The 10,307-nt window shown below is 45.7% G+C and carries 8 protein-coding genes; 1 reads left to right on the top strand and 7 read right to left on the bottom strand.

The features are described from left to right. Positions 1 to 129: 129 nt before the first annotated feature. Positions 130 to 1,323, bottom strand: coding sequence for a peroxiredoxin family protein (locus B5F78_RS14945; protein ID WP_087407089.1), 1,194 nt, complete (start codon positions 1,321 to 1,323; stop codon positions 130 to 132). Between the two features lie 129 nt (positions 1,324 to 1,452). Between B5F78_RS14945 and B5F78_RS14940 the strand changes: the two genes are divergently transcribed. Beyond that, positions 1,453 to 2,415, top strand: a complete 963-nt coding sequence (locus tag B5F78_RS14940; RefSeq protein WP_087407088.1) for a winged helix-turn-helix domain-containing protein — start codon at positions 1,453 to 1,455, stop codon at positions 2,413 to 2,415. 2 nt (positions 2,416 to 2,417) lie between these two features. On the opposite strand, the gene B5F78_RS14935 is transcribed toward B5F78_RS14940, so the two are convergent. From B5F78_RS14935 to B5F78_RS14910, 6 genes are all read right to left on the bottom strand, one after another. Next, positions 2,418 to 3,266 carry an alpha/beta hydrolase gene (locus B5F78_RS14935; protein WP_087407087.1) on the bottom strand — a complete coding sequence of 283 codons (849 nt, stop codon included), beginning with the start codon at positions 3,264 to 3,266 and terminating at the stop codon, positions 2,418 to 2,420. An 18-nt stretch (positions 3,267 to 3,284) separates the two neighbouring features. Beyond that, positions 3,285 to 4,649 carry a glycoside hydrolase family 43 protein gene (locus B5F78_RS14930; RefSeq protein WP_087407086.1) on the bottom strand — a complete coding sequence of 455 codons (1,365 nt, stop codon included), beginning with the start codon at positions 4,647 to 4,649 and terminating at the stop codon, positions 3,285 to 3,287. Between the two features lie 355 nt (positions 4,650 to 5,004). Beyond that, a complete protein-coding gene (locus B5F78_RS17365; RefSeq protein ID WP_162608566.1) occupies positions 5,005 to 5,313 on the bottom strand; it encodes a hypothetical protein in 309 nt (102 codons plus the stop codon). 51 nt (positions 5,314 to 5,364) lie between these two features. After that, positions 5,365 to 7,458 (bottom strand): glycoside hydrolase family 43 protein, encoded by a 2,094-nt coding sequence (locus B5F78_RS14920; RefSeq protein WP_087250303.1) that lies wholly within the window; start codon positions 7,456 to 7,458, stop codon positions 5,365 to 5,367. Positions 7,459 to 7,470: 12 nt separating this feature from the next. After that, complete coding sequence (locus tag B5F78_RS14915; protein ID WP_022040365.1) at positions 7,471 to 8,829, bottom strand: glycoside hydrolase family 43 protein; 1,359 nt, start codon at positions 8,827 to 8,829, stop codon at positions 7,471 to 7,473. A 16-nt stretch (positions 8,830 to 8,845) separates the two neighbouring features. Further along, complete coding sequence (locus B5F78_RS14910; RefSeq protein WP_087211588.1) at positions 8,846 to 10,180, bottom strand: glycoside hydrolase family 43 protein; 1,335 nt, start codon at positions 10,178 to 10,180, stop codon at positions 8,846 to 8,848. Positions 10,181 to 10,307: the final 127 nt, after the last annotated feature.

Raw genomic sequence — 10,307 nt, 5'->3', positions numbered from 1 at the left:
TTACGCATAAAGTCATAGGTTTTATTAAGTTATTTCTTTCATTTACAAATTTAATAATTCTCTTGGCTTTATGCTATTTTGCTAGCACATTACAAACATAGGAACTAAATTGTCTAATCGTAAATGGGCTTATTTCAAAAGTTCTTCAATCGCATCTATAATCTTCTTTTCGGTCGTACCTTTGGCATATCCTTTTATTATTTTCCGAATCACAAGATTCTCATCTAACAAGAAAAAGAACGGCACAAAGCCACCCGTCTTATAATCTAAAATAATCTGTTCATTTCCGGACAAAAAAGTATAACCAACCTGATGGCGGCTTATATAATTCCGCACATTCGCTAACGGCTTGCCCCAAGAATCTATCGCAACCAACTGGAATTTATCTTTATCAAAACGCTTGTCCAATTCATTCAGAAACGGAATGGCAAGTTGGCATACCCCACACCCTATTCCCGTAAGATTGAGCAACGTCACCTTCCCTTTCAAAGAAGAAAGCGAAACCGAATCACCCTGCATATTCACCGCCGTCCAATCGGGTGCCGGTTTATCCGCTAATTTAAAAGGTTCTTCATCATATTTGTTCTTTTCGCCCATCCGTACCAACTCATACCCTTCAGGCACAAGCGCATATAAATCGAAATTCTTATCGGGCAAAGTATTCAATTTCACATTCGAACATTCATCTATACCGGAATTACTTCCACAAAGTTCTCTTTTGTATTTATAAGGAAGGCCTGTCTCTTTATCTATCCAGATTTCAAAAACCATTATCGGGTCAGCCATAAAAGACATTTCCGGAAAATGGAAAGGCTTCCCGAAGAATTCCACTTCCACTCCTTCGTCGATAGTCAATTTCAAATAATACTCCTTCTCTGTCTCCTTCACTTCCCGAGTAACGTTATCTTTCGTTTCCAACGTATAATGGATGATACTCGTCACATAATTGAAAAAAGGAGGTTGGATAAGCCTTACCGGAAGAAACTGATTGGAAAAATCATTTACCTCTGCTACTTTTTGATAACGGTTCATATATACTGAAACTGTTCCGTCATATCCCAATTCAAAGCGCGTTTGGTCTTCAGAATCCCATTCTAAAAAACTCGACCCGATGGTGGTATCTTGCGGATTGCGGTATTCTTCCACAAACACCTTGCTGACACTACTTGGCAAAGTATCTCCCGCCATCCAACCTTCACTATACAAGTCATACGTCGCCGACTTGACGCTTTCTAACTTACTCAATACTTCTCTCAGATACTCTTGTGCCTGAAGGGAACTGCCAGCCAGCAGGCACATTGCTAAAATAATCAGTGCTTTCATGTGTTGATGTTTTTAATGTTTTCTGCCGGCAAAAGAATAAGAATCCCAGCAATCGGACAAAAAAATTAGCTGAACTTTTTCTGAAATCTAAGTTTTTCGCTTATTTTGCTATCGGTTAGCATCGCATCTATGAAGACAAAAGAACTATATATCCTCGGCATCCTGAGTGCCATTATCGTTACGGCATTGTGTCTGTCTTTACAAGCAGGCGAAGAACGTATCCGGCAAGAAACGAACCATGCGTTCTGCGAAGCCACCGCCTGGCACTATACCGAACGGGTAGAACTGTTCCAGCATTTCACCCATCCCGACTTGAATCCCTATTCCGAATATTACATCACGGCTCCCGTCTACGACCGGAAGATAAAAAAATACCCCCTGCGTACGTGGAAAGACCGAACGGTGTTTGTCTTCAAAGACAGTATAGACGAAGTAAAGGCACGCCGTCTGCTTAACGAGCACATTCTTACTAATGTCCACCCGATAGATGCCGACAAACTGAACATCTTGTTCCGGGCACGGCTCGCAGCGCGAAACATCTGCGGACAGACTGGAACCATCTATTACAACGGACAAGAAAGACACTGCAGTTCCGACACGCTCAGTGCTTCTTCTGCCTATTCCACACCCGTTTACCGCCAGGATATCACGGGCGACATCCAGGCACAAGGATGGGTGGCATACGATACGGTCACACTGCTCCGCTACATCGACCGGCGTTTCTTCCTGCTCATAGCACTGATAGCTCTTGGCACCGCTATCTGTTATTACCTGCGGAAAAGAAGCAATGCCTCCCACATTTATCCAGACATTTCTGTCAATATGGAAAAGCAAGAATTAATCATTGATGGCATCCTCTGTCCGTTACCCAAGCTAGACCTCGCCTTGTTTTGCCTCCTGCTCCGAAAGAAAGGCAGGTGCGTGAGTCGCGGAGAAATCAAACAACGCTTCTGGAAAACCGACACCAATGCCGATGAAAAGATAGACACACATATCAAAATACTCCGGAAACACCTGAAAGGCTTTCCGGAGTATCAGATAGTGACCGTACGTGGGCAAGGCTATTACCTATCGGTCAAAAAAGAACCCTGACATTAATCATCGGGCAATTGATGCGAGACATATACCAGCGCATCGCACAAGGCAGGACGCCAATAACTCCAATCGTGTCCCCCACCCTTCACACGAAACTCGTAAGGAATACCACGCTTGCGAAAGGCTGAGACTAAATCGATATTAGCATCATATGTAAAATCCTTGTCACCACAATCAATGAACCAACGGATGGCTTTCCATGCCGACACATTCTTTTCACTTCCTTCCGTTATCGTGCGGATAGGGTTGTAATCATCTACCAGCTTCTGACGCCAAGGGGCAGAAGGGTCATCCTTCAAAAACTCCAACGGCTGGCTACGCAAATAACTGCTCATCCCATAAACCACGTTGAACAAGTCGGGATGAAGCACACCATATACGACCGATGCACCTCCACCCATTGAATAACCTGCCACCGAACGGTATGCCTTTTCCGCCTTTACCCGGTAAGTCTGCTCGATATAAGGCATAAACTCCTGAAAGAAAAAGTCTTCATACCGCCAATGCGCAGCATTGAACCATATCATATTATCCTTGTTGGCCTCAGGACAAACCACAATCATTTCCTGCATCTGCCCACAAGCTATCAAGCTATCTGCCAAATGTGAAAGCCCACCATAACGTTCCCAATCGGTATTCGAGCAATTTCCTCCGTGCAAAAGGTACAACACCGGATACGTACGAAGTGTATCCATATCATAACCCGGTGGTAAATAAACCGTATATTCACGTTCGGTAATACCTTGCAAAAGTGTACAAGGAACTGTCCGATAAAGCACTTTTCCACCTGCAAACAGTTTCAAGCAGCAAAGGCAAAACAAAAGATAAAAAAGAATGTATTTACGCATATTCCCTATTCATTTTCGTCATAGCCCAGAATCGAATCTCCACCAGTCCAAGTTAAACAAGGCATGGGGTTGTTTGCCTTTGAACACGAGGTACAAATCGTGGACACCTGTCACACTCTTCACCTGTGTTTTGAACTCCTGCCAGTTTTCCCATTCACCGGTGTAAGGAATATCAAGCGTACCCAATACTTCTCCTTCCAAGCCATCGATACGGAGTTCAATCTGTCCGCCAAAATAACGGCTAGAGGCACATGCCGTAAAAAGCGAAGCACCTTTGGCACCAAAATCTACTTCCCTTACCTTGATATAATCTCCGTGATGGACATCCGTGACATACACGCCACGCGCAGCATCCGTCCGGGTAGTCACGCCCTCGGACCAAGCTATGGTTTCAGCCTCTGTACGTATATAAGGATTAAGTCGGCCTACCGCTTCCGTTATGCCGGCATCGGTCATATGCATTTCTGGTATTTCTCCATTCGGAGTATAACGGAACTCTTCTACGCACACCGAACGGCAATAACTATGCCCGCCAGGCAAGGCATCGTTGTGATAGAAGAAATACGAATGTCCTTTATAGTCCACGATGCCCGGATGATTGGTATTGCTTCCACGCTCCAACGGCATAACCACGCCCTTAGCTTGCCACTTGCCGCCAGCCGAAGAGCTCATAGAATAGTGAATGGATTCGGGGAAACCCGCAGCATAAATCAGGTAATACCAGTCTCCACGCTTGTAAAGCCAAGGTGCTTCGGTAAATCCTCCCGAAAAGGCAATGCTATCCAAGCGGTCGATTGCCTCGATTTCTCCATCCAGACTTACCATATCTTCTTTCAGTTTGGCACGATAGCATACACCGTTTCCCCAATACAACCATGCCTGCCCATCGTCTGCAATATATACAGTGGGGTCTAAATCGTCCCAAGAATGTCCGGCATATGTTGTCATATCGTTCGTCACCAATCCGTGCCCCAAGGCATCCTTGAAAGGTCCGTAAGGTGTATCTCCTACAGCCACTCCGATAGAAGAACCGGGATTCTGCCGGTTTTGGGAAGAAATATACCAATAGAATTTCCCGTTTCTCGGTATGCATTGTGCCGCACTGGCATCACCTGCAGACCATGCAAAAGTACTGGTCTTGAGTGGTGCACCGTGATCTGTCCAATTTACCATATCGGTGGTGGTATAAAGCCGGTATTCACGCATCAGATACGAATTTTCAGGCGCATCCTTCTCGTCACAACCTACATAGAGATATAAAGTATCATTATACACCATAGGTGCCGGGTCGGCCGTATAATGAGTCTGTATAATCGGGTTTTGTGCTTGGACAGACATTACGCAAATTCCTATTGACAACCCTAACAAAAATTTCGTTTTCATAGTTCTTTTCACACAATTATAAGTAATACTAATCAGGGGTTAAAAGGGAGTCAGAGACCAATACTTTTTATATCGGTTTCAGAAGCAGGACTATCGGCCTTTAACTCCTGAACAAAATGATAACTCCTGTAAAACACAACTGCTTTTATACCATGCACGGCATAGGTTTGTGCATTTTCCCCGGAACAAATGTTTCCGCATTTGGATTACATTATCGTTTCAGACGGCTTCCTTTTATGGCTTTCATATGAAAACCGTATGGTTTCCATATCAAGAACGTACGGTTTCCATATCGAGAACGTACGGTTTCCATATGAAAATCATAAAAGTATGCCGCCTGAAACAAAGATATGGGCTACATGCAAAACCAAATGTTCCTTACCGATATGCCATCAAATGCAAGGATGATGTGCGCACCGTCCCTACGGAAATGGCGTGGCACATGCAGGAAATGCACAAATCCATACCGCGCAAGGCATAACTTTCGATTTATGTAAGAAGCTGTTTTGAATTTCTCCAAAAAGTTTTTCTTGGCTTGATGTATCTGTTTTCGTGTGTGCTTTGGGCGATTTTTTGGTCCTTTCCGCTCCTGTTCTTCGTCAGATAGCCCGCTATCTTCCTCATCACAGAAGCGGAAATGACTCAAAAACTCATCCCAAATCATCGCACGATAAATTCAAAACAGCTTCTAAGAAACCAAGCATAATCTGTTGATTCAATCGGCAACATCTGCCACCACCTGCCAGGCAAAGACCGTTCCGTCTTTCCGGTCGGGGCGTGTACCGGGCCAGTCGGCTGCATAAGGTTCGCCCGTCACCGGATTTAACCCGACAAAACGATTGGTATGAAGAGAAAGCAACATACAATGCCCCCACAACATATCTTGCCACAAGAAAAGACTTGCTTCTGTTTCTTCTTTCGTGATGCGCACATCGCCCGAAAGCCCCAACCCCGTTACGGTCAGAAATCCAGAACCATCCATTGCTTCAAGTGCCACACGTCCCTTACCACGGTCGTGTACCCTGAAATGGCATCCTAACCCTTCGAATTCTGCACTTCCCGAAGCTACATGATGTAACATCCCATGCGGATTGGCCCAAGCCCGTTCACCATTGGCAAGATTGGTCAGTGTAATGATTTTGCCTACAGGCAGATTCTTCGAACGATCGGCAAAAGGTTCGTACACTTCGAAATTGTCGAAATCGGCACGCCCGCCTTTCTTCCCCTCTGTATTGTAAGCAAACAAAGCATAACGCACTCCCTGGAACGTATGCATCTGATACCCCAAACGCAACTGGTTGCCTATGGTCTCGAACGTATCTCCATCGGTACTATAACTTAATGAGGCCAAGTCATTATGATAATCGCCGTGAGCCCGCAACCATACTTTGGCAGATTCCAGCGGCTTGTCGGTATGTACATTCTTCACCATATCATAAAAACGAAGCATCAGTCCCTCGTCGGTGCGTGTCACGCCCACCCAATAATAGGGTGTATTCAGCAGAGCAAGACCAGCTACGTCACCTTTCTTCAGTCCACGTGCATCCAGTTCTACCGTAGCCATCGATTCGGGACCAACCACACGCTGGGTCAGTGTATTCCGAGCAAACATCAGACTCTTGGCAGGAAGTGTATGCAGACGCAGCACACCTTTTGCCAGTTCCCATCTGTTATCAACCGGGATATGATTCCATTGCCAGACTGGCTTCAGACTATTATCCGAAAAGTCATCGCTCCGTTCATAAGGAGCATGAGGACTCTCCTCCACACCCGTATCGGGCTTGAACCAGGTACGTGGCGAACGTCCCAGATTACCTTCTACCCCGAAATAAGGCCAGCCGTCTTTCCATGTTACTGGAGACAAGTAAGTAAGACGTCCCACCGATTTCATATCCATCATCGAGAAGCCCCACCATTCACCATTAGGCAAATCTACAATGCCTCCCTGATGTAAAGGCACGGCACTGAAATAATTATCAGAAGGAGGCTGGAAACTGAATTTGCTCCCTTCGTCAGGTATATCGGACCAGAAACCATAACCTTGTGTCCACCAACCCTGTTGTATCCCCATTGTTTCCCGATGGCTGATAACCGTTGTCTCATACGGACCTTCAGGACGGTCGGCGCGGGCACACTGCATACGTCCTACCGGAGCATAGTCAGCACTGATGATGTAGTATTTCCCGTTAATTTTATAGAAATGATGTCCTTCCCCCATTGCATTTCCTTTCGGGATGATAATCCGGTCACTTCCTTCAACATATCCGCTGAAGTCTGGTTTGATTTCGATAAGGTGCACTTCATCATACCCGTGAACAGCATAAATCTTATCGTCATCATCAAATAAAACGCCCAAATCATAAATGCGTCCACCCATGTTCTTATGTATCCAGGGACCTTCAGGACGGTCTGCCGAAAATACCTGCAATCCATAGTTGTTCACATTAACAAAAATATAAAACTTCCCTTTGTGATAACGGATGGCAGGTGCCCAGATACCATTCCCATACACACCTTTCTTTCCTTCCAAATGGAATTCAGGTCCCAAGTCCAACTTGTCGAAAACATAAGTAACAAATTCCCAATTCACCAAATCTTTAGAGCGAAGCAAAGGCAATCCGGGCATAGTATGCATCGAACTGGCAACCATATAAAAATCTGTTCCCACCCGAATCAAGTCAGGATCGGTAAACTCATCATAGAACAAGGGATTGGTAAACGTACCGTTCCCGTTATCAGCGGTCCACGTCTGAGCCTGCAGGTTATACCACCCACAAATTCCCAGCACAAAAAGCCATAGATACTTCATTGTTTGCCCTCCTTACTGCTTCGGATGAAACATCCAGTAATCGAAATACATCACCCTGCCAGGCTTATCACCTTTGCATATAAAATACAGGTCATGCACGCCACTTATAGCTTCCACTTTGGAAGTAACCAGCGCCCAACGGTCATCCCAACCAGTCATAGGTACCTGCAACGTAGCCAGCAGCTTTCCTTGCAGACCATCGGCACGCACCTCCAGGGTTACCCCTCCGTTGTGTGTAGTTCCTACACGAGCAATGATGTCAGATGCCCCTTGGCTACGGAAGTCTACGCCCTTCACCTTGATGTATGCCCCATCACGCATAGCATTGACAAATACACCCACTTCTCCGTTTTGTGCCGACTTCATCCCTTCGGAGAAAGCCATCGTTTCAGCTTCATTCTTCCGGTACGGATTAAGTGCCGTCAACCCTTCACGGATACCTTCGGTCATCTTCATCGGCTGGATAGAACCATCGGCATTAAACACAACTTTCTCCACGCATACCGAACGGGTAAAGCCCGAACCTCCAGGCAGGGCACCATTGTGGTAGAAAAGGTAAGTTCCGCCTTTATAGTCCACAATACCCGGATGATTGGTAAAACTCCTTCCTTCGGTAGGCATCAGCGTACCTCCGTATTTCCAAGGTCCCAACGGACTCTTGCTCATCGAATAGCCCAAATGTTCGGATATCGGTCCACCAGCCCACAACAGATAATACCAATCCTTGTGCTTGTAAAGCCATGGGCCTTCTTCGTAAAGTGTGGGACGTTCAGGCACATTCCCTTCCCGCTTACCAAAAGCCTCTTCGGTCATATCCACCTTCACAACATCTCCCGAATATGATATCATATCTTCGTTCAACTTCACATAATAACAAAAAGGATTGCCCCAATACAGATAAGCCTGCCCGTCATCGTCTATCATTACGGTAGGATCTATGTCCCCTTTTCCACTACTCACCAATGGCTTGCCAAGTGGGTCGTAGAAAGGACCATAAGGACTGTCTGCTACAGCTACGCCAATAGCTCCCCCTCCTTTTTTCATCGTCACCGGGACATACGCATAAAATTTACCTCCACGTTCGACACACTGCATAGCCCAAGCATCTCCCCGCGCCCACTCGAATGTCTTGTACGACAAGGGAGTCGGATGTTCAGTCCAGTTTACCATATCTTCGGTAGAGTACAATTTCCAGTCGTTCATTGTAAACCACGTAGATGCGTCTTCATCATGGCTTGTATATAAATACAAGCGGTCACCATATACCATCGGTGCCGGGTCGGCGGTATAAGCAGTCTGGACAATCGGGTTTTGTGCCATAACCAGTATAGGGGTTACAAGCATCGAAAGACTAATAAATATGTTTTTCATAAACTATGTCATTCTATTATTCTACAAATTTCCAATAATCCCAATTCATCAGGTCTTTTCCGGCATCACCTTTGAAACGGAACACCAGGTCGTGAACACCCTTCGCCCCTTTCACCGGACAGGCAAACTCCTTGTATATGTCCATTCCTCCGGTAGCCTCAACTTGAACTGTTCCTACCAACGGACCATCGGCTTGGTCTAAATGAATCTCAATTGCGCAATGCCCTGCATCAGAAGCGACAGAAGCCACAAAACGAGATGCGCCTTCTTTTCCGAAATCAACACCTTTTACCACCAAAGTATCAGAGTCATTGATTTTCGTGACATAAATGCCACCATCGGTACGGCGCTCGGTTTTCAGCCCATATCCCCAAGCCATAGTCTCGGCTTCTACCCTGCGGTAAGGATTAAAGTTTTCAATCTGCACCAGCTTCGTATCTTTAAAATAAGGCACCTCCTGTATCGTACCGTCTACATTATAATGCATTTCGGCGGCCGATATCGAACGGCGTTCATGATGCTCCTCCATTTCGAGACGCAACAGATCGTAATTCTGTCCGAAAACGTAACTCTTGCCTTTATAGTCAATGATTCCCGGATGATTTCCGCGCGTACGGTCGGTAGGAGCCATGATGTAGCCCTTCACCTCCCATGGTCCCGTAGGACTGTTACTCATGGCATATCCGATTCCTTCTGGGCAACAAGTAGAAGCGTATGCCAGATAATATTTCCCGTTACGTTTGTAAAACCACGGTCCTTCCTGATAATGTTCCAACTTGCCTATCTTCACAATATCGCCCGAATACGACACCATGTCTTTGTTCAGTTTCACATAATACAAGTTCGGGTTACCCCAATACATATAGGCTTGTCCGTCATCGTCAATCCAAACAGTAGGATCGATATCTTCCCAATGCTCTTGTTGCCACACGATAGGCTTGCCTATGGGATCCTTAAAAGGTCCGTAAGGCGAATCGGAAACCAATACGCCAATGCCGTTCCCATGAAGGGGGCAATACATATAAAACTTACCGTCACGCTCCACCACTTGTTGTGCCCATGCACCGTTATCGCGCTTACGCCATACAAAGTCTTTCAAGGAAGCCACAGGCCCGTGGTCGGTCCAGTTCACCATATCAGTAGAGGTATACAGCTGCCAGTCAAGCATCTTGAAGTCATAACCTTGCGCATCGTCCTCATCGTGACTGGTATACAGAAAAATCGTGTCATTGTACACCATCGGTGCAGGATCGGCGGTGTATTTGGTCTGAATAATCGGGTCTTGGGCATTTGCACCAAGGGCACACAAGCCCAGCATCATAAATGCTAATTTTTTCGATTTGTTTTTCATCTTTTATTCTTGATTTAATGAGAAGCTGTTTTGAATTTCTCCAAAAAGTTTTTCTTGGCTTGATGTATCCGTTTTCGTGTGTGCTTTGGGCGATTTTTTGGTCCTTTTCGCTCCTGTTCTTCGTCAG

This window comes from Bacteroides sp. An279 (genome assembly GCF_002159615.1).
GTDB lineage: Bacteria > Bacteroidota > Bacteroidia > Bacteroidales > Bacteroidaceae > Phocaeicola > Phocaeicola intestinalis.
This window is presented reverse-complemented; position numbering and strand designations above follow the sequence as displayed.

Bases quoted from the DNA above. Each gene is read 5' to 3' on its own strand.
- B5F78_RS17365 (WP_162608566.1), bottom strand. From the start codon at position 5,313: ATGATTTGGGATGAGTTTTTGAGTCATTTCCGCTTCTGTGATGAGGAA.
- B5F78_RS14945 (WP_087407089.1), bottom strand. From the start codon at position 1,323: ATGAAAGCACTGATTATTTTAGCAATGTGCCTGCTGGCTGGCAGTTCC.
- B5F78_RS14930 (WP_087407086.1), bottom strand. From the start codon at position 4,649: ATGAAAACGAAATTTTTGTTAGGGTTGTCAATAGGAATTTGCGTAATG.
- B5F78_RS14915 (WP_022040365.1), bottom strand. From the start codon at position 8,829: ATGAAAAACATATTTATTAGTCTTTCGATGCTTGTAACCCCTATACTG.
- B5F78_RS14910 (WP_087211588.1), bottom strand. From the start codon at position 10,180: ATGAAAAACAAATCGAAAAAATTAGCATTTATGATGCTGGGCTTGTGT.
- B5F78_RS14935 (WP_087407087.1), bottom strand. From the start codon at position 3,266: ATGCGTAAATACATTCTTTTTTATCTTTTGTTTTGCCTTTGCTGCTTG.
- B5F78_RS14920 (WP_087250303.1), bottom strand. From the start codon at position 7,458: ATGAAGTATCTATGGCTTTTTGTGCTGGGAATTTGTGGGTGGTATAAC.
- B5F78_RS14940 (WP_087407088.1), top strand. From the start codon at position 1,453: ATGAAGACAAAAGAACTATATATCCTCGGCATCCTGAGTGCCATTATC.